The 18,759-nt window shown below is 69.9% G+C and carries 21 protein-coding genes and 1 other RNA gene; 11 read left to right on the top strand and 11 right to left on the bottom strand.

Going from position 1 to position 18,759, the window contains the following annotated elements:
- The first annotated feature begins 32 nt into the window (after positions 1-32).
- From LH62_RS31040 to LH62_RS07215, 4 genes are all read left to right on the top strand, one after another.
- Positions 33-179, top strand: a complete 147-nt coding sequence (locus LH62_RS31040; protein WP_160299790.1) for a hypothetical protein — start codon at positions 33-35, stop codon at positions 177-179.
- A 78-nt stretch (positions 180-257) separates the two neighbouring features.
- A complete protein-coding gene (locus tag LH62_RS07225) occupies positions 258-1,589 on the top strand; it encodes an aspartate aminotransferase family protein (protein WP_043360239.1) in 1,332 nt (443 codons plus the stop codon).
- A 92-nt stretch (positions 1,590-1,681) separates the two neighbouring features.
- Positions 1,682-1,864, top strand: a complete 183-nt coding sequence (locus LH62_RS07220; protein WP_043342193.1) for a CsbD family protein — start codon at positions 1,682-1,684, stop codon at positions 1,862-1,864.
- A 155-nt stretch (positions 1,865-2,019) separates the two neighbouring features.
- A complete protein-coding gene (locus LH62_RS07215) occupies positions 2,020-2,901 on the top strand; it encodes an FkbM family methyltransferase (protein ID WP_043360238.1) in 882 nt (293 codons plus the stop codon).
- Positions 2,902-2,911: 10 nt separating this feature from the next.
- On the opposite strand, the gene LH62_RS07210 is transcribed toward LH62_RS07215, so the two are convergent.
- Positions 2,912-3,961 (bottom strand): class I SAM-dependent methyltransferase, encoded by a 1,050-nt coding sequence (locus tag LH62_RS07210; RefSeq protein WP_052213851.1) that lies wholly within the window; start codon positions 3,959-3,961, stop codon positions 2,912-2,914.
- 289 nt (positions 3,962-4,250) lie between these two features.
- On the opposite strand from LH62_RS07210, the gene LH62_RS07205 reads away from it, so the two are divergent.
- Entirely contained in the window at positions 4,251-6,320 is a 2,070-nt protein-coding gene (locus tag LH62_RS07205; protein ID WP_043360237.1) for a calcium-binding protein, read from the top strand.
- A gap of 9 nt (positions 6,321-6,329) precedes the next feature.
- Here LH62_RS07205 and recR read toward each other — a convergent pair whose 3' ends face one another.
- From recR to ffs, 4 genes are all read right to left on the bottom strand, one after another.
- Positions 6,330-6,938, bottom strand: coding sequence for a recombination mediator RecR (gene recR, locus LH62_RS07200; RefSeq protein ID WP_043360236.1), 609 nt, complete (start codon positions 6,936-6,938; stop codon positions 6,330-6,332).
- 3 nt (positions 6,939-6,941) lie between these two features.
- Positions 6,942-7,277: a YbaB/EbfC family nucleoid-associated protein gene (locus LH62_RS07195; RefSeq protein WP_043360235.1), complete on the bottom strand. Its 336-nt coding sequence runs from the start codon at positions 7,275-7,277 to the stop codon at positions 6,942-6,944.
- A gap of 9 nt (positions 7,278-7,286) precedes the next feature.
- A complete protein-coding gene (locus LH62_RS07190; protein ID WP_052213847.1) occupies positions 7,287-9,158 on the bottom strand; it encodes a DNA polymerase III subunit gamma/tau in 1,872 nt (623 codons plus the stop codon).
- 49 nt (positions 9,159-9,207) lie between these two features.
- An RNA gene (ffs, locus tag LH62_RS29120) (signal recognition particle sRNA small type) lies at positions 9,208-9,300 on the bottom strand.
- A 100-nt stretch (positions 9,301-9,400) separates the two neighbouring features.
- On the opposite strand from ffs, the gene nudC reads away from it, so the two are divergent.
- The 4 genes from nudC (at position 9,401) to LH62_RS07170 (ending at position 11,722) form a co-directional block, all read left to right on the top strand.
- Positions 9,401-10,333, top strand: coding sequence for an NAD(+) diphosphatase (gene nudC / locus LH62_RS07185; RefSeq protein ID WP_043360234.1), 933 nt, complete (start codon positions 9,401-9,403; stop codon positions 10,331-10,333).
- Positions 10,330-10,635: a hypothetical protein gene (locus LH62_RS07180; protein ID WP_043360233.1), complete on the top strand. Its 306-nt coding sequence runs from the start codon at positions 10,330-10,332 to the stop codon at positions 10,633-10,635. The genes nudC and LH62_RS07180 overlap by 4 nt, the downstream gene beginning before the upstream one ends.
- 57 nt (positions 10,636-10,692) lie before the next feature.
- On the top strand, positions 10,693-11,352 hold the full coding sequence (locus LH62_RS07175) for a hypothetical protein (protein WP_052213845.1): 660 nt from the start codon (positions 10,693-10,695) through the stop codon (positions 11,350-11,352).
- 79 nt (positions 11,353-11,431) lie between these two features.
- A complete protein-coding gene (locus LH62_RS07170) occupies positions 11,432-11,722 on the top strand; it encodes a hypothetical protein (RefSeq protein ID WP_236552498.1) in 291 nt (96 codons plus the stop codon).
- Positions 11,723-11,908: 186 nt separating this feature from the next.
- Here the strand turns inward: LH62_RS07170 and LH62_RS07165 are convergent, their stop codons facing one another.
- The 4 genes from LH62_RS07165 to LH62_RS07150 all read right to left on the bottom strand — a co-directional run bounded on the left by LH62_RS07165 (position 11,909) and on the right by LH62_RS07150 (position 14,743).
- Entirely contained in the window at positions 11,909-12,202 is a 294-nt protein-coding gene (locus LH62_RS07165) for a hypothetical protein (RefSeq protein ID WP_144404411.1), read from the bottom strand.
- A gap of 395 nt (positions 12,203-12,597) precedes the next feature.
- The gene (locus tag LH62_RS07160; protein WP_043360228.1) at positions 12,598-13,098 is read right to left on the bottom strand and encodes a universal stress protein; all 501 of its coding nucleotides are present in this window, start codon (positions 13,096-13,098) and stop codon (positions 12,598-12,600) included.
- A complete protein-coding gene (locus LH62_RS07155) occupies positions 13,098-13,838 on the bottom strand; it encodes a TIGR02186 family protein (protein WP_052213843.1) in 741 nt (246 codons plus the stop codon). The genes LH62_RS07160 and LH62_RS07155 overlap by 1 nt, the downstream gene beginning before the upstream one ends.
- Positions 13,835-14,743, bottom strand: coding sequence for a sulfite exporter TauE/SafE family protein (locus LH62_RS07150; RefSeq protein WP_043360226.1), 909 nt, complete (start codon positions 14,741-14,743; stop codon positions 13,835-13,837). Before LH62_RS07150 ends, LH62_RS07155 begins: the two co-directional genes overlap by 4 nt.
- 142 nt (positions 14,744-14,885) lie before the next feature.
- On the opposite strand from LH62_RS07150, the gene LH62_RS07145 reads away from it, so the two are divergent.
- Complete coding sequence (locus LH62_RS07145; RefSeq protein ID WP_236552497.1) at positions 14,886-15,818, top strand: hypothetical protein; 933 nt, start codon at positions 14,886-14,888, stop codon at positions 15,816-15,818.
- 67 nt (positions 15,819-15,885) lie between these two features.
- Here the strand turns inward: LH62_RS07145 and LH62_RS07140 are convergent, their stop codons facing one another.
- Positions 15,886-16,416: a GNAT family N-acetyltransferase gene (locus LH62_RS07140; RefSeq protein WP_043360224.1), complete on the bottom strand. Its 531-nt coding sequence runs from the start codon at positions 16,414-16,416 to the stop codon at positions 15,886-15,888.
- 103 nt (positions 16,417-16,519) lie between these two features.
- Here LH62_RS07140 and LH62_RS07135 point away from each other — a divergent pair, with 103 nt between their 5' ends.
- Positions 16,520-17,683, top strand: a complete 1,164-nt coding sequence (locus LH62_RS07135) for an MFS transporter (protein ID WP_043360223.1) — start codon at positions 16,520-16,522, stop codon at positions 17,681-17,683.
- On the opposite strand, the gene LH62_RS07130 is transcribed toward LH62_RS07135, so the two are convergent.
- Positions 17,664-18,740 (bottom strand): trypsin-like peptidase domain-containing protein, encoded by a 1,077-nt coding sequence (locus LH62_RS07130; protein ID WP_043360222.1) that lies wholly within the window; start codon positions 18,738-18,740, stop codon positions 17,664-17,666. The two genes, LH62_RS07135 and LH62_RS07130, sit on opposite strands and share 20 nt — an antisense overlap.
- Positions 18,741-18,759 lie beyond the last annotated feature (19 nt).

Below are 18,759 nucleotides of genomic sequence, written 5' to 3'. Positions count from 1 at the left end.
TGCCCCTGTTGCAACCGCCCTGGAGACGAAACATGCGCCTCGCCGCCCCGCTGCTGCTGCTCGCCCTTATGGCCGCCTGCGCCGAAGCGCCGCGCCGGACCAACGGGGTCGCGACGCCCGACCAGAACGGCCGCATCGCGCCGACGCCGCAGACGACGGCGCCTCGCACCATGCCCTGAAGTCGCTGCCCGGCCGCGTGTTGAGCGGCTTTCGGAATCATGGAACCCTGGCCGCCTTGCCGCGCCGGAGGTCCCACCGTGAGCCACCTCATCCATCGCAGCCTGCATGCCGACCCGCCGCTCGCCCTGCGGGGCGAGGGCATCCATCTCTACGACCAGGATGGCCGCGCGATCATCGATGCCTCGGGCGGCGCGGCCGTGGCCTGCCTCGGCCATGGGCATCCGAAGGTGATCGAGGCGATCAAGGCGCAGCTCGACACGCTCTCCTATGCGCATACCGCGCTGTTCAGCTGCGAGAGCGCCGAGGCGCTGGCCGATGTGCTGGTCGGCCACGAGCCCGGCGGGCTGACGCATGCCTATTTCTGCTCCTCCGGCTCGGAGGGGAACGAGGCGGCGATCAAGCTGGCGCGCCAGTATTTCCTTGAGCTCGGCCAGCCGCAGAGGACGCGCTTCATCGCCCGGCGGCAGAGCTACCACGGCAACACGCTCGGCGCGCTCTCGGCCGGCGGCAATGCGATGCGCCGCGCGCCCTACCAGCCGCTGCTCTCGCCGGCCTTCAGCCATGTCTCGCCCTGCTATGCCTATCGCGGCCAGGGCGAGGGCGAGAGCGACGAGCAATACGTCACCCGCCTGGCCGGTGAGCTGGAGGCGGAGTTCCAGCGCCTCGGCCCTGACACCGTCATCGGCTTCATGGCGGAGACGGTGGTCGGCGCCACGCTCGGCTGCGCCACGGCGCTGCCCGGCTATTTCCCGGCGATGAAGGCGGTCTGCGACCGGCACGGCGCGCTGCTCATCCTCGACGAGGTGATGAGCGGCATGGGCCGCTGCGGCACCATGCACACCTGGGAGCAGGAAGGCGTGGTGCCCGACATCCAGATCGTCGCCAAGGGGCTCGGCGGCGGCTACCAGCCGATCGGCGGCATCCTGGTACATGGGCGGGTGATGGGGGCCTTCCTGCAAGGCTCCGGCGCCTTCATGCACGGCCACACCTACCAGGCGCATCCGGTCGCCTGCGCCGCGGCGCTCGCGGTGCAGCGGGTGATCGCCGAGGAGCAACTGCTGGAGAATGCCAGGGAGATGGGCGCGCGGCTGGAGCAGCGGCTGCTGGAGCGCTTCGGCAACCACCGGCACATCGGCGACATCCGCGGGCGGGGCCTGTTCTGGGCGGTGGAATTCGTCGCCGACCGGGCCAGCAAGGCGGTCTTCGACCCGGCGCTCAAGCTGAACGAGCGGGTGAAGATGGAGGGCTATGCCCGCGGCCTCGCCTGCTACCCCATGGGGGGCACCATCGACGGGCGGCAGGGCGACCATGCCATCCTCGCACCGCCCTACAACGTCACGGCCGAGCAGGTGGATACGATCGTCGAGCGCTTCGGCGCCGCGGTGGAGGCGGCGCTGGAAGGCCTGTGACCGGATCGTAACCCGGAACCTTTCGCTCCCTCATTGCGTTCTGTCCCTCGAAGCCGCCGCATGCCGCGGTGCGCCAAAGGGGAGTGCCAGCCATGGACAAGGATCGCATCGAAGGCATTGGCAAGCAGGTCAAGGGCGCGGTGAAGGATGCCGCCGGCAAGGTGACCGGCGACGCTGCCCTGCAGGCCGAAGGCAAGACCGACAAGGCCGAGGGCAAGGTGCAGAACGCCGTCGGCGGCGCCAAGGACAAGGTCCGCGACGCGACCAACGACTGATTGGCGAGCACCTGCTTGGTGTTGTGAGCCGTCCCCCAATTCGTTGGGGGACGGCTTCTTGTTGTTGAACCGTCCAGCCACCGCCCCCTATGGTGCCTTGGAATTCCGGAACGGCATCGTATTGGCTGTTCGGGCGCCATGCATGGGGGCACTTGATGTCGCTGGACCAACAACTCGATCTTTTAAGCATCGAGGATTTAATCACTTCCCATGATCGCCGGGGCCTCGAAGCGGCGATACGGCGGCGATGCCATACGATTTCGATCGACCCCGAGACCATATTGTGCCGTATTCTTGGTCGTTACAAATTCTTCGTTGATTGCCGGGACCGTGGCCTTGCACCGCATTTGATGATGGATGGCTACTGGGAATACTGGGTAAGTGATTTCATCTGGCGTAACGTCGGCAAGGGGATGACCGTTGTCGATGTCGGTGCAAACCTGGGATACTATACCGTTTTGATGGGGGATTTGGTTGGTGCTGGCGGCAAGGTCCTTGCCATTGAGCCCAACCCCTGGCTACTCGATTTGCTGCAACGCAATATTGACATCAATGGCTTCAGCCGCTGGACCGAGTGCGAAGCGAAGGCCGTTGCCGGGCGTAGCGGCGATCGTTTGCAGTTCCGCGCTTCGGTCCGCGATCCCAAGAATGGCAGCCTGATGGGGGGCGCGTCCGCGACGGATGGCGACATTATCGAAGTCGAGGTCGAAACGCTCGCCTTGAACGATCTGGCGGTCGGTGCGGTTGATTTCATGAAGATCGACGTCGAGGGAGCCGAGGAAGTATTGTGGTCTGGCATTGGCGACCTTATTCGGCGCAGTCCCGATATCAAGATTCTTCTGGAGTTCAACGCCCTCCGTTGCCGGGACCCGCAGCGCATGCTGGAGGAGATCTCGGCCGCCTTCCCGCTGCGCCAGCTCGATGACGACGCCGTGGTGCGGCCGGCTCGGCCAGAACGCCTTTTGGCCGAGCGAGAGGATACGATGCTTTATCTGTCCCGCCTGGAGCCGGTGAATTTTGGCCAAAGCCCAAGCTGATCTGCCCTGGTCAGCCCCCCGCCTTGCGGATGACCAGGCCGATCGACGTGGTGACGTAGTCGGCAGCCAGTAACTTCAGATGCGGCAGCGCGTAGGGCGGCAGGTCGATGACAGCATCGAGTTCAGCCTCGCCCGGATGGAAGTTGAGCGGCGAAACCTGGTGGCCAGCCGCAACGAGCCGGCTGGCCAGCTCTTCGATATCCCGCTTGCGGAAGAAGGCCAGATTGGGTGCCTCCAGGGTATCGGTATTGGAGGAAAGATTGAATTCGGTCGTGTGAATGGCAAAGCCGCCCGGCTTCAGCGGCCGCAGGCTTTCCTCGATGAAGCGCAGACCATGACCGATCGAGCCAAGGTGCTCGAGCGCGCATGACGACCAGCATAGGTCGAAGCCTTCGAGGTCATCCGGTATGGCGTTCATGTCGAGCGCCCTGAACTGGGTCTGACGCTGCAAAGTCTCGAAGGGAATGATGGCCGGTCGGTCCAGCGCCTCGATGCCCGTCGCGTGCTGGTTGGACGTTTCCCAACCCTGGCCCTCCACGACGTCGAGCGGTGCGTCGGTCGCAAGGACGCTCATGCCATGTTTCACCAGGAAAGCGGGCAGCGGTTCCGTCCCGACACCGAAGCCGAGCGCCCTCGATCCAGGCCGGAGCAGGCCGTTCGCCTTCATCGCAGCAACAAGGAAGCAGAATTCCCAGATCTTGCGATGCTGGCTTACGGGCAGGTCGAGTGCAGCACAAAGTTCAGCGAAGCAGGGCTCTTCCATTTGTCCGGCAGTACAAAGCTGAGACACTGGCTCCTGCAGTGAAGGCGGCGTGAAGCGCCAGGGAAGTGCCGGATCTTGTGGCTTCTGCAACAGGAAGAGCGGAGCGCAGTAAGGCTGCTTCGGCCCGAACTTCGAGAAGGTCAGCCGGAACTCGGGGGTGCTCAGAAAGGCCGTGCGCAAGGAGTCGACATCGGGATGCTGCCTGTGCAGCTCGATTTCGCCTTCATCCTTCGGATCGCGCCCGATCAGCATACGGAACGCCCAGACGATCGCTTCATGGGGGAGCAAGTCGGTCATTATCTGTAAATGGCCCTGAATTGGGTTGGGATCCCTCGAAAGCTGCGCCGGTCGGCTCCAATCAAAGGTCTACACCGGTAAAAAAGCACGAGCCGAAATACCAGAAGATAGTAAGGAAATCGCAACGTCGATGCAAAATATTCATAAGCGCCAGCACGATCGAACCCGCCTGCAAGTTGTGAAGAATCCATCGTTGCTGCTTGGAATGAAAATTAACTCTCATTTTACAAATCTGTGGTTGATAGCCGGAACGCAAGTTTGGATCGTGTCATAGGGTTGGAAGCCAAAAATGGCGACGCTAATCGACGTCTCGGGCGAAAATTTCCTGCAGGGCGGACCCTTCGACTCGCTGTCCGGGCTTGGCGGCAATGATACCCTGATCGGCAGCTTCGGCGATACGATCGACGGCGGTGACGGCAACGACCGGATCAGCCCGAACGGCCCCACCACGATCATCGGCGGCGCCGGTCAGGACACGATCTATCTGCCGCCCGTCCATATTGGGGTGACCGAGGCCGACGCGATCCTGGTTACTGATTTCGTCCCTGGCGCTGGCGGCGATATCCTCGACTTTGCGGATCTGCTGAGACCGATCCGTGACCTGGGCGTCGACCTTGGTAACCCCTTCGGGCCGGCCGGATACTTGCGACTGGTGGCGCAGCAAGGCGATACCATCGTCCAATGGGACGAGGATGGCGGAGGAGACAGGTACGTCCCACTGGTCATCCTCAAAGGCGTGGCCACCAGCGCGCTGACCCAAGCCAACCTTGGGTATGATCCCCAAGGTACCTCCCTGGCTGGCCTGTTCCTGAACGGCACCGCTGCCGCCGAAGCCCTGTTGGGCGGCCTCGGCAACGACACGATCCTCGGCCTTTCGGGCAATGACACGCTGGATGGCGGGGCGGCTGGGGCCGATAGCCTGGACGGCGGGACCGGTAGCGACTCGCTGTATGGCAGGTCAGGTGACGATACGCTGCTGGGCAACGACGGAGACGACGTTATCCTGGGCGGCACGGGCACCGACAGCATGGATGGCGGCTCCGGCAACGATATCATCTTCGCCAGCAGCAGCGGCACGGTCCGTGGCGGGATGGGCGATGATCAGATTGGCCAGACCTTCACCAGTCCGGGCGGTGTCATCCTTGTCCACGGCGATGACGGAAACGACGTCATCGAGTGTTTCCCCGGGCAGGGCGGCGACGCGACCCTCTCCGGCGGCGACGGGACGGATTTGATCATCGCGGCCGATGACGGCCACTACCTTCTCCAAGGCGATGCCGGCGCGGATACGCTGACTGGCGGCACCTCCGACGACACGTTGGATGGCGGCACGGGTGACGATGTCATGTCCGGCGGTGCCGGCAACGACACTTATGTGGTGGATGGCGCCGGCGACACGGTCACGGAGCTGCCGGGGGATGGCATCGACACCATCCGGTCGAGCATCAGCCTCAATCTGATGGCCGGCGTCGAGAACCTGATGCTGACCGCCGGCGCGACTGCGGGCTTTGGCGTCGGCAACGAGCTGGGAAACCAGATCACCGGTAACGACAGCGGCAATTCGCTCTATGGCCAGGGTGGCGACGATACGCTCACCGGGGGCGCCGGCGCCGACTACATTTATGGCGGCGTTGGCAATGATAGCGTGGCGGGCGGCGGCGGGATCGACCTCCTGATCGGCGAAGCCGGCAATGACACGCTCGACGGCGGCTCCAGTCCGGCCGGCTTCGGCAACGTCCTGCTCGGCGGTGCCGGCAGCGATACCTACATCGTCCACAGCGGCCTCGATCTGGTCGACGAGGGCAACATCCCAGCCTATGCCGCCTATGGCTTCGGCGGCTTCGACACCATCGTCTCCACCGCGAATTTCTACTGGGATGTCTACTCGGTCGCAGAGCGCGTCGTCATCGCCGAGGGTGCCGACGACCCGAACGGTACCGGCACCACCGCCGTCGGCTCGATCTTCGGCAACGAGATGATCGGCAACTCCGGCAACAACGTCCTCTTCGGCCGCGGCGGCTCCGACACCTACCGCGCCGGCGACGGCATCGATTTCATCTCGCTGTCGACCCTCGGCGTCACCGATATCGGCAACTACGTTGCCCGCGGCGACAACACCATCATCGTCGACCCGCGCCAGTCCGGTGCCGTCTCCTACGACATCGTCTTCGAGTTCAATCCCACGAAAGACAAGGTCGACGTCTCCGCCTACCGCTACGCCAACGCCGCCACCGTCATCGCCAAGGCCGTCGATGACGGCGCCGGCAGCACCTACATCTCCCTCGGCGATGGCCTCGACTACCTTTATCTCGTCGGCATCTCCAAGGCACAATTGCTCGAAAGCGATTTCATCGTCTGATAGGCGGCATCACAGCGAGCGCCGCGCCTTCAATGCCGCCGCCAGCGTTCCTTCGTCGAGCACGTCGAGCGCCCCGCCCATCGGCACGCCCTGCGCCAGGCGGGTGACGCGCGCGCCGGTGCCGGCCAGGCGGTCGGAGAGGTAGTGCGCCGTCGTCGCCCCATCCACCGTTGCGGGCAGGGCGAGGATCACCTCCTCCACCCTGGGCTCCGCGCCCTCGATCCGGGCGAGGAGGGGCTGCACGGCGAGGTCCTCCGGCCCGACGCCGCCGAGCGCCGAGAGCGTGCCGCCCAACACATGGTAGAGGCCGCGATGGGCATGCGCCCGCTCCAGCGCCCAGAGCTCCGAGACGCCCTCGACGACGCAGATGAGCCCGCGGTCCCGCTGTGGGTCGCGGCAGATGCGGCAGGGGTTGCGGGCATCGAGGTTGCCGCAGGTGCCGCAGGGCTGCACCGCCGCCGCCGCGGCCTGGAGCGCGGCGGCGAGCGGCAGCATCACCCGGTCCGGCTGCATCAGCATCTTGAGCGCCGCGCGCCGGGCGCTCCGCCGGCCAAGGCCGGGAAGGCGGGCGAGCAGCCCGACCAGCTGCTCGATCGGATCGGCGGGCCGGTCACTCATTCATCAGAAGGGCAGCTTGAAGCCGCCCGGCAGGCCGCCCGGCAGGTTCAGCCCGGCCGTCGCCTTCTGCATCTCCTCGGCCATCATGGCCTCGACCTTCTGCTTGGCATCGGCATGGGCGGCGACCAGCAGGTCCTCCAGCACCTCGCGCTCGTCGGCCGCCATCAGGCTCGGGTCGATGGCGACGCGCTTGAGGTCACCCTTGCCGGTCAGCGTCACCTGCACCATGCCGGCGCCGGCGGCGCCATCGACGGTGGTGGCGTCCAGCTTCGCCTGCATCTCCGCCATGCGGGACTGCATCTGCTGGGCCTGCTTCAGCATGTTGCCGAGATTCTTCATGGCGCTGCCCTATTCTCTCTCGTCGTCGTCGGGGGGTGGAACATCGTCGAAATCCGGTGGTTCGCCCTCGCCATCCGCCTCCGTGGCGACGGCGGTGAGGCCGTAGGCATCCGCCCCGGCATCGCGCACCGCCTCGATCACCGTGCCGGGGAAGGCGGCGAGCACCGCCTGCACCAGCGGGTGGCTCTGCGCCAGGCTGCGGCGCTCCGCATCGGCCTCGCGGCCCTGCTGGGCGAGGGTCGGCTCGCCCTCGGCATTGGAGAGGGCGATGGTCCAGCGCTGGCCGGTGCGCTCCAGCAGCAGAGCGCCGAGCTCGGTGGCCAGGTCGCGCGGCGTGTCCGGCTGCACCCGCATCTCGATCCGCCCCGGCTGCACTCGCACGGGATGGACGCTGTGGACGAGATGGGCATGTACCATCGGCTTGCGGCCGGAGGCGAGCGCCACCACCTCGCGCCAGCTCCGCGGCTGGGCGAGGTCGGGCGTGGCGACGGCATCGGCCAGCACCGGCGCGCCATTGGCCACCGCCCGCATCCCGCCGCCATTGCCGGTCGGCGCGGGGCGGGGGGCGTTGGCCGGCACCGTGCCGCCCTCGGTCAGGCGGCGCACCAGGTCGCCGGGCGTCGGCATCTCGGCGACATGGGCGAGGCGGATCAGCACCATCTCCGTCGCGGCGCGGCGGTCCGGCGCCTCGTTCACCTCGCCGAGCCCCTTCAGCAGCATCTGCCAGGCACGGCCGAGCACGGGGACGGAGAGGCGCTCGGCCAGCGCCGCGCCCCGCGTCCGCTCGCCCTCGGTCAGCGAGGGGTCGTCCTTCAGGCCGGGGACGCTGCGGAGGCGGGTGAGGGTATGGGTCAGCTCCAGCAGGTCCTGCAGCACCACGGCCGGGTCGGCGCCGCGCTCATGCGCGCGGTCGAGTAGGGTGAGGGCCTCCGCCGTGCGGCCGCCCATCAGCGCCTCCATCAGCTCCAGCACCATGGCGCGGTCCGCGAGGCCGAGCATGTCGCGCACCGCCTCGGTGGTGACCTGCCCCTCCGGCCCACCGAGGGCGATCGCCTGGTCGAGCAGCGAGAGCCCGTCGCGCACCGAGCCGTCCGCCGCGCGGGCCAGCATCGCCAGTGCCTCCGGCTCGACGGTCACCTGCTCCAGCCCGGCGATGCGCTCGAAATGCCCGCGCAGCTCCGCCTGGGGGACGCGCTTCAGGTGGAAGGTCTGGCAGCGGCTGAGGATGGTGGCCGGGACCTTGCGCAGCTCGGTCGTCGCCAGCATGAATTTCACCTGAGCCGGCGGCTCCTCCAGCGTCTTCAGCAGCGCGTTGAACGCCGCCGTCGACAGCATGTGGACCTCGTCCAGGATGATGACCTTGAACCGCCCCTGGGCCGGGCGGTAGCGCAGCCGCTCGCGCAGCTCCCGCACGTCGTCGATGCCGTTGTTGGAGGCGGCGTCGAGCTCCTGCACATCCGGGTGGCGGTCGGCGAGGATCGCCTTGCATTCCGGGCAGACGCCGCAGGGCTCCGGCGTCGGGCCGCCCTTGCCGTCCGGGCCGATGCAGTTGAGCGCGCGGGCGATGATCCGCGCCGTGGTGGTCTTGCCGACGCCGCGCACGCCGGTCAGCAGGTAGGCATGCGCCACGCGGTCCTGCGCGAAGGCGTTGCGAAGCGTGCGCACCAGCGCATCCTGGCCGATCAGCTGCTCGAAGGTGCTGGGGCGGTACTTGCGGGCAAGCACCCGATAGGGCGCATCCGCCTGGGCGGCGGGCGGCGTCGGGGCGGGCGGCGGCGGCAGGGGCGGGGCCTCGCCGAAGAGGCCGGGGCCCTCGGCCGGCGGCTCCGGGAGGGCGTCCTCGGGCGGCGGGTCTTCGGTGCCAAACAGGGATGAGGACATCGGCGCGGCGGCATCCCGTGCATCTGGCCCGCCGGGCCGGGGAGAGGGTGGAAGGCCGGCAAGCGACCCGGGCGAGAACCCGTTACGGCTGCTTCCTTCCGGACCTGACCGGGTTGGCGGGGAGCCCGTCCGCCGCCGACCTTCCGGGGGCACCATATCATGCCCTGGGGGGCTTCGTACAAGCCGGGCTCTTCGGTCCGCCCGTTGCCCCCGCGCCCCTCGCATGGCACCGTCCGTCCCGCATGCTCTCCATTCCCGCCAGCCGCCCCAACGCCTATTCCGGCAGCCCCCTCGACCGCGCGTCCAACCGCCGCGAGGATGCCGCCTTCATCAAGGCCGCCCTGGCCGATGCGGAGACGCTCTTCGTCCCGGTCTGGCGCAGCCGCAGCCTGATGAAGGGCGTGCCCGAAGGCGCGCCGGAAGCGGTGCTGCTGACCGGCGCCGCGGCCGAGGCGGTGCGCATGGCGGGCGGGCCCTGGGCCTTCCTTGGCTTCTGGGAGGGGCGGCCGGTTTTCGCCGTCGATTGCTCGGAGGCGGAGGACCCGCTGCCGCTGCTGCCGGAGGGAATGGGCGCCTTCACCGACCTCCGCGCCGTCGCCGGGCTGCTGCCGCCGGGCGAGGCGAGCGTCCTCGCCCATGCGCGCGGGCTGATGCACTGGCGCACCCGGCACCGCTTCTGTGGCGTCTGCGGCGCCGGCTGCGAGCCGCGCTCGGCCGGCAATGCCATGGCCTGCACCAACTGCGGCACGCAGCATTTCCCGCGGACCGACCCGGCCGTCATCATGCTGGTGGTGCGCGAGGGGCGCTGCCTGCTCGGCCATTCCACCCGCTTCCCCAACAGCGTGATGTACTCGACCCTCGCCGGCTTCGTGGAGCCGGGCGAGACGCTGGAGGAGGCGGTGCGGCGCGAGGTGAAGGAGGAGACGGGCATCGATGTCGGCGACGCCCACTACCATTCCTCGCAGCCCTGGCCCTTTCCCGCCTCCATCATGCTCGGCTTCCACGCCGAGGGGTTGAGCGACGAGATCACCATCGACCCGGAGGAGCTGCGCGACGCACGCTGGTTCACGGTCGAGGAGATGCGCAACCCGGAGGCGCATGGCTTCGCCCTGCCGCGCGGCGACAGCATCGCCCGCCGGCTGATCGAGGACTGGTTGGCCGAGGCCGGGCAGTGAGGCGCGCCGCCGCGGCGCTCGCCCTGCTGCTGCCGCTCGGCGGCTGCGGCCTCTACAACAGTGTCTTCGGCCCCGGCCCGCAACGGCCGCCCGAAACGCCGGATGAGCGGGAATGCCACGAGGAGGCCCGCCGCTCCCCCAGCGTGACGGCGTTGAACCGCCAGCGCATGCTGGGCAATTCGGTGAATGACGACCGGCTGAACCGCGAGGAACGGGTCCTGCTGGCCCGCGCCTTCCGCGACTGCCTGCGCGCCCGCGGCCTCGCCCTGCCGGGCGGCGTGGAGGTCGTCCAGCCGCGGTAAACCTTGCCGGCGTGGGGTGGGCAGCGCTGGCTTGCCTTGTCTATACTGCGCCGCAGCATGAGCGCCCCGTCCATCCTCGCCGTTGTCGGCATGCAGTCGGAGGCAGCCTTGTTGCCGAAGGGGCTGCGCGTCGTCGTCAGCGGCGGCGATCCGGCCCGCCTGCGCACCCTGTTGCAGCAACAGCCGGAGGACATCTCCGGCGTACTGAGCTTCGGCATCGCCGGCGGACTCGACCCCTCGCTCATCACCGGCGATCTGGTGGTCGCCACGCGGGTGCGCGGGCCAGGCGGGGCCTATGCGGCTGATCCGGTCTGGTCGGCACGGCTGGCCCGGCGCTGCGGCGCGCGGCTCGGCATGGTGGCCGGCGCGGCCGGGGTGGTCGGCGAGCCTTCCGGCAAGCGGCTGCTGCGGGCCGCGACCGGCGCCCTCATCGTCGACCTGGAAACCGAGGCGGCCGCCGCCTTCGCCACCGCCCGCCGCCTGCCCTTCGCCGCGCTGCGAGCCGTGGCCGACACGGCGGAGGAGGTGCTGCCGCGCGCCGCCGCCGTCGGGCTGACGGCGGATGGCCGGCCGGCGGCCGGGCGGGTGGCGCTCGCCCTGCTTCGCCAGCCCCGCGAACTGCCGGCCTTGCTGGTCGTCGCCCGCCGCAGTCGGGCGGCGCTGGAGGCGCTCGGCGCCGTCGTGCCGCGGGCCGACCTTACCGGCGACACCCGCTGACCCTGCGCCTGACCCGGGACCGCGATCCGGCAACGCGCGGGCTTGCCCGAAGCGTCCTGCTCTTGAGGGAAGCGCAGACGTGAACAGGCCGGAAGCGGCTTTTGGCCGACTGGTACGTTTCCCGTTCATCAAGCGGGAGGTGACCATGAAGCAGACATTCAAGGCAGTGCTATTGGCAGCGACCGTGTCGCTCAGCCTCGTGGCCTGCGGCCAGAGCCCGGGCGGGCGGGCGGTGTCGGGTGGCTTGCTCGGTGCCGGTGCCGGTGCTGGCGTCGGTGCGCTGACCGGCGGCAACGTCGGCACGGGCGCCCTGGTCGGCGGCGGTATCGGTGCGGCGGGTGGCGCGCTGACGGCACCACGGCGTTACTGATGGTCCACCGGCCAGCGCCAGCCTGGAGGCGGACTCCTGAAACAACTCCGGTCAGGCCAAGCGCCTGGCCGGAGCCTCCGCCCTGAAGCGAACTCCGATCAGGTGGAACCACCTGAGCGTACTAACTTGCTCGCTAATACAACAAGCTGAAGCGGGCTCCGTGAGCCGGTGCGAACGGAAACCGCCTTAGCGGCGCCGCTCCGCGTAGCCGCCACTCCTGTTGGATGCGACGCCGGCCATGGCGGGAGTGCCGAAGGCAAGCTCGGTGCGGTCGTCGAGGCCCATCGTGTCCCAGGCCGATGCAGGGTCACTCTCGGCCGTAGACTCGCCATTACCAGCACGGGACAGCTGACGCTCGACCTGCTGCTGCTGCGCCGTCGTCAACTGGGACCAGTTCAGGGCGAGCCAGGGGTGCGTCCGCACGGTGCTGCGGATCCATTGGTCGCGTCCCCCTTCCGGCACGGCAGAGGCTTGGCTCACCGAGTCGTCGGCAGGTTCGGGCGCTGCCGGCAGGGAAGGCTTCTGCTCCGGACTTGCAACAGGGGGTAGCTGCCGGGGCGGACTTGCCGCGCGCCCGGGGCCGGCGGGAGGAGACGGCCGAGGCTGGTGCCGGGCCGCATAAGCCCCTGGATCGAAGAATTGATCCAGGTAGTCCATGCGGTTCAGGGTCTCGCAGCCGGGCAGGAGCAGCAACATGAAAAGCATCGCCGCCCGGCGCCAGCGCCTCGGCCAAGGCAGCCTGCCCATGCAGGCGCACCAAGCTCGATGACCATATCCCATGCATGCCGTAACGGCCGGCATTGGCCCGGGATGCCCCGGTGTCGCGAGCTTGATCCCGGCTATCGCGTCCCATGGGCCCGGCGTCGCGGTCGAGGCTAGGTCACGCGCTCCATCTCGGCATCGTCGAGGTTGCCCGGGACGATCGTCATCGGCACCCGCACATGCGTGGCGTAGCGCCCGGTCAGCGCGTTGATCAGCGGCCCCGGCCCGCTGCCGTCGCCGGAGGAGGCCAGCACCAGGATGGAGATGCGCGGGTCCTCCTTGAGCAGTGCCAGCAGCTCATCGCGGGGATTGCCCTCGCGGATGAGGAGGATCGGTAGCCCGCCGGTGATCTCGTTCACCTGCGCGGCGAGGCCGCTGAGGATGCGCTCCGCCTCCTCCCGCCGCTCCTCGGCCATCATGGCGCCGACGCCGGCCCATTCGGTGATGCCCTCGGGCTCGGTCACCCGCAGCAGCGCCACCCGCCCGCCGCCGTTGCGCGCGCGCAGGCAGGCATAGCGGAGCGCGACGGCCCGCTCCGGGCTGTCGTCCACCACCACGAGAAACACCCGGTCGCGCTTGCTCGCGGCCTCCTGCTGCTCCCGCGTCTCGCCCATCAACCCCTCCGGAACAGGACGCTGCCGAGCCAGCCGGCCAGCGCCGCGAACAGAATGCAGGACAGACCGTAGAGGAAAGGCTGGTCCGCGGCGACGGTGGCGATGCGGTCCGCCGTGCCGACCCGGTCCACCCGGAAGGCGAGCGCCTGCCGCGCCACGATCCGGCGGGAGCGCACCAGCAGCACCTCCACCTGGTAGTCGCCGGTCGGCACCGCGGCGGGCAGCGGCAGCCGGGCATGGAAGAGCCGGCTGCCGGCGATCTCGACGGGCGACGTGTTCTCGAGCCAGAGGCCGCTATGGCTCTCGAGGTCGAGCAGCGCGGCGCGGAAGGCGGGTGAGCGCGCGCCGGTGCTGGTCAGCGGCAGGCTGTCGAGGCCGAGGCTGTTCCGCTGCCGCTCGTCCTCCGGCAGCACCTGCCAGGCCGGGCGGGTGCCAGCGAGGAAGTAGAAGCCCGGCACCCCGGCGAAGCGGGCGGAGGGCCCGTTCACCCAGATCATCCCGAGCACCGGGACCTTCCGCCGCACCACCACCGGCCGGGTCGGGCCGCGGGCCACCACCAGCACCTCGTCCCCGCCCGGCCCGATCGGCCCCTCGGTGCTGCCGAAGACCATGAGCGAGGTGCCGGTGAAGCCCGTCGTCACCTCGACCGCGCTCTGCGAAAGGGCGGCGACCAGCGGCACCTCCTGCGCCCGGCCGGGATTGGCCCAGGCGAGCAGCAGCAGCAGGGCGAGGCGGATCACAGCGCGGGGCCGCTGCTGAAGAGGTTCGGCGGCCTCCGCAGCAGGCCCCAGAGCAGGCTCATCGCCACCGAGAGCACCAGCAGGCCGAGCAGCGCCCGCGTCTCCTCCCCGCGCAGCCGCGTCCCCATGGAGGCGCCGAATTGCGCGCCGGCGACGCCGCCGAGCAGCAGCAGCATGGTCAGCAGGATGTCGACCGTGCCGAGCTGCACCGCCTGCAGCATCGTCACGTTCGCGGCGACAAAGACCACCTGGAAGAGCGACGTGCCGATCACCACCGAGGTCGGCATGCCGAGGAAGTAGATCATCGCAGGCACCAGCATGAAGCCGCCGCCCACCCCCATCACCGCCGAGAGCACGCCGATGCCGAAGCCGACCGCAAACGGCGGGATGATGGAGATGTAGAGCCGCGAGCGGCGGAACCGCATCTTCAGCGGCAGGCCGTGCATCCAGAAATGCTCGTGCAGCTTGCGCTTCGTGGCGGTGCGGCGGCGGAGGATGGCGCGCACGCTCTCCATCACCATCAGCCCGCCGACCGTGCCCAGCACGACCACGTAGAAGACCGAGACGGCGAGGTCGACCTGCCCCACCCGCCGCAGCAGCGCGAAGAGCTGCACGCCCGCCAGCGAGCCGAGCACGCCGCCGACCAGCAGCACGCCACCCATCTTGGCGTCCACATTGCCGCGCCGCCATTGCGCGATGAGGCCGGAGACCGAGGCGCCGAGCGTCTGGTTCGCTCCCGAGGCGACGGCGACGGGAGAGGGGATGCCGATCAGGATCAGCAGCGGCGTCAGCAGGAAGCCGCCGCCCACGCCGAACAGGCCGGAAAGCCAGCCCACGCCGAACCCGATGCCGACCAGCAGGAAGGCGTCCACCGACATCTCGGCGATCGGCAGGTAGACCTGCATCGGCAATTCCGGACCAGAGAAGCAATGGCCGGGGGTTTGGACCGGGCCTGTGGCGGGAGCAAGGCAGAAACCGCAACCCGAAGCCGTGAACCGCCGCGAGGGGCGGGCGTTCTGCCGCCACAACCAGTCACGGATACAACAAATGGCCACGCAAACCATAGGCGCGACCACTACGCCCGGCACCATGACCGGCTCGCTGGAAACCGCTGCGCCCCTGCCGCGCCGCGTCTCCTGGGGCGCCATCCTCGCCGGCGGCATCGTCGCCGTCGCGGTGGGCGCCATGCTCTCCATCCTCGGTGTCGCCGTCGGGGCCAGCTCGGTCGACGCCACCAACGCCCAGTCGCCGAGCGGCTCCACCGTCGGCATCGCCGCCGGCGCCTGGCTGCTGATCTCGAACCTGATCGGCCTCGCGGTCGGCGGTTATGTCGCGGCGCGCCTCTCGGGCAGCGCGGACGGCACGGACAGCACGCTGCATGGCCTCTCGGTCTGGGCCATCGGCTACCTGCTTTCGGCGGTGCTGCTCGGCAACATCATTGCCGGCACCGCCTCGACCGCGACCCAGGGCCTCTCCTCCATCGTCGGCGGCGTGTCCCAAGCCGCCGGTCAGGCAGCCTCCGCCGCCTCCGGCCCGGCCAGCCGCCTCGCCAGCCAGATCGATCCGCAGCAGCTCGTCGACCGCGCGCAGAACGCCCTCAGCGGCACCGGCGGCGGCGACCCGGCGGCGATGAACAGCGACCAGCGCAAGGCGGAGATCGGCCAGATCCTCACCCGCCGCGTCACCGACGGCAACCTGCCGCAGGGGGACCGCGACCGGCTGGGCCGGCTGGTGGCAGCCGAGTACAACATCCCGGCCGATGAGGCGAACCGCCGCATCCAGCAGGTCGAGCAGCAGGCGACCGAGACGGCGCAGACCGCAGAGCGCCAGGCCCGCGAAGCGGCCGATGCGGCGGCGACGGCCGGCGCTGTGGCAGCCTACTGGGCTTTCGCTGCGATGCTGCTCGGCGCCGTGGCCGCAGTGCTCGGTGCGCGGATGGGTACGCGGAACGCCGCCATGGCGGCGCGCCGCTACGCGTAAAGCGGGTGACGGGGGTCCTGCCCCCGTGCCTCCACCCGGGGGGAAAGCTTCCCCCCGGACCCCGCCATCAGTCAGGGGCCGTTGAGGCCCCTTCGCCAAGCGCGCAGGTCATCAGGACGCAGTCTAGCCAGCGGCCATGCTTCCAGCCGATGGCGGGCAGCAGGCCGGCATGGGCGAAGCCGCAGGACTTGTGCACCCCGATCGAGCCGGCATTCCCGGAATCGCCGATCACCGCCACCATCAGCCGGTAGCCGAGCGCCTCGCACTGCGCCATCAGCGCCTGCAGCAGCAGCCGGCCGATGCCGCGCCGCCCGGCCTCAGGCGACACATAGATCGAATTCTCCACCGTGAACCGATAGGCCGGCCGCGTCCGGTAGGCGCTGGCATAGGCATAGCCAAGCACCGTCCCTGCCGCATCGACGGCCACCAGATAGGGATAGCCCCCAACGAGGATTGCTTCCCGCCGCCGCGCCATCTCCGCCTCGTCCGGTGGCTCGGTCTCGAAGCTCCCGGAGCCATGGCGGACCCAGTGGGCATAGATGCGGGCGATTGCCGGGATGTCGGCTGCGGTGCTGTCGCGGAGCGAAAGGTCGGTCATGGCAACGAATCTTGCCCCCTGCGGGTCGTCTTGTCCATTGGGCGGGCCCTTCACCCGCCCTGCCGCCTGCCGCACTCTGCCCGGCCGCCGCCGGAGTCGCCCGTTGCCCTATCCTGCCCATGCCGTGCCCGTGGTCGGCCTCGCCATCGGCGCCGTTGGGCTGGCGACAACCATCCCCCTGCCGCTCTATGGCGAGATGGCGGCCCGCGGCGGCTACGGCGCCGGCGCCCTGGCCCTCGCCTTCGCCTGCTATGCGGCGACGGTGATCGTGACGGCGCCGCTGCTCGGGCCGCTGCCGGACCGCATCGGCCGCAAGCCCTGCGTGCTGCTCGGCGTGGCGCTCGCCGCGCTGTCCAGCCTGGCGCTGAGCCTCTGGCCGAGCATCCCGGCGCTGGCCCTGGCGCGGGTGGCGCAGGGCCTCGGCATGGGCTGCGTCGCCGGCGCAGCGGCAGCCTGGGGGGCGGAACTCGGCGGCGGCGGGCCTGAGGGCGGGCGCCGCGCCGCCGGGGTGATCGCCCTCGCCACCATCGGCAGCTTCGGCGCCGGCGGCATCCTGACGCTGGCCGCCATCCTTGCCTGGCCGGCGCTACGGCCGCCGCCGACCTTCGCCCTGCACCTCGTCATCTGCCTCGTGCTGCTTGCCCTTGTTGCCCGCCTGCCGGAAACGCTGGCGGCACCCCAGGAGGGCTGGCTCCGACGCCCCCGCTTCCCGCGCGGCACGCTGGCGACGACCTGCGCCATCCTCCCCGGCTGGGGCGTGACTGGGACGGTGCTGACGGCGGTGCAATCGACCCTTGCCGCCGGCGGCCGGCCGCTCGCCGGGCCTTTCGCCGCCTGCGCCATGATGCTGATCGGCGTCATCGCCCAGCGCGGCTTCCGCCAGGTGGCGCCGCGGCGGGCGGTGCGCCTGGGCCTCGGCATCCTGCTGCTCGGCGCCGGGCTGACCTTCCTCGGCGCCGCGGGCCTCGGCGCCGCGCGCTGGGAGATGGCCTCGCTGTTGCTGGGCGGCGCCGTGGTCGGCATCGGCACCTACGGCTTCGTTTATCCCGGCGGCCTCGCGGCGGTGGCCGAGGCGGCCTCGGGCGAGGAGCGGGCGCGCGCCGTCGCCGGCTACTTCGTCCTCGCCCACCTTGGCTTCGGCGCGGTGCCGCTGCTGGTCGGCCTCGCCATCGACGCCTTCGGCGCCGGCCCCGCTTTGGCGGGGAGCTGGCTCGCGCTGCTGCTGGCCGCGCTCGTTCTTTGGCCCGCTACCGCTCGCAGCGGATGAAGAGCGTGCTGCGGTTGGCGATCTCGCCGACATCCGCCGCGCCGCGCTCCGGCCCGCTACTCTCCGCCACCTGCGGGTTGAGCCCGGCGCGGCGAAGGAAGACCTGCGCCGCCTCTCCCTTCACCGCGAAATTGATGTTCTGCGCGATGTCCCCGGTGACCTTGGCGATGCGCTGGGCGTTCAGCTTGGAGACGACGACGCCGAGGATGTTGCCATGCATGTCGAGCAGCGGCCCGCCGGAATTGCCTGGCTGGACCTCGGCGCTGATCTGGTACTGGTTGCGGTTGTCGGCGAGGCCGGCGAGCCCGTTCACCTCCCCCCGCGTCAGCTTGGCATCCGAGGAGAGCAGCCCCGCCAGCGGGAAGCCATAGGCGACGACGCCATCGCCCCGCCGCACCGCCGGCCCGCCGCGGAAGGGCAGCGCCGGCCCCGGCAGGCCGGGCACTGCGAGCAGGGCAAGGTCGAGATCATTGTCCACCCGCGCTGGCGGCACCGCGGCGAGCCAGCGCCCATCGGGCGCGCGCATGACGATGCGGTCGCATCCATTGACCACATGCTGGTTGGTCAGCACCCGGTCCGCCGCGACGAGGAAGCCGCTGCCGGTCGAGACGTTGCGGGCATTCTGGTTCGGCCGCTGCTGCGGCACGTTGGAAGGCGGCGGCACCACCGCGGCGGTGGCGGGCGCCGGTTTGCCGGAGGGCAGCGGGCGGCTCGCGGCCTCCAGCGCCAGCTCCCGGTTGGCGCAGATATCCTGGTCCTGCAGCATCGCCTCCCGCCCGTCCGTCAGCACCAGGCGGAGGTCGAAGCGGCAGCCAGCGGATTCGGCCGGGTTGACGCGGAAGCCGCCGCCCGGCGCCAGCGGCCGCTCGGGCGAAAGCAGGTTGCGCCCCCAATCGCTGGCCGCCCCGCGCGGGGTGCGGACGGCGTTCAGCTCCTTCGCCGGCACGCCGGTGCGGTTCACGACATGGAAGGGCTGGCCCGGCTGAGGTGAGCCCTGGGCCAGGGCGGCGCCCGGCAGGAGCAGGAGGAGCAGCGCGAGGCGGAACGGGTGCGGCATGGCCGGGGATGTCGGGCAC

Source organism: Belnapia sp. F-4-1 (genome assembly GCF_000802185.1).
GTDB lineage: Bacteria > Pseudomonadota > Alphaproteobacteria > Acetobacterales > Acetobacteraceae > Belnapia.
Note: the sequence above shows the minus strand (reverse complement) of the source record. Positions and strands in the feature narration are given on the sequence as shown.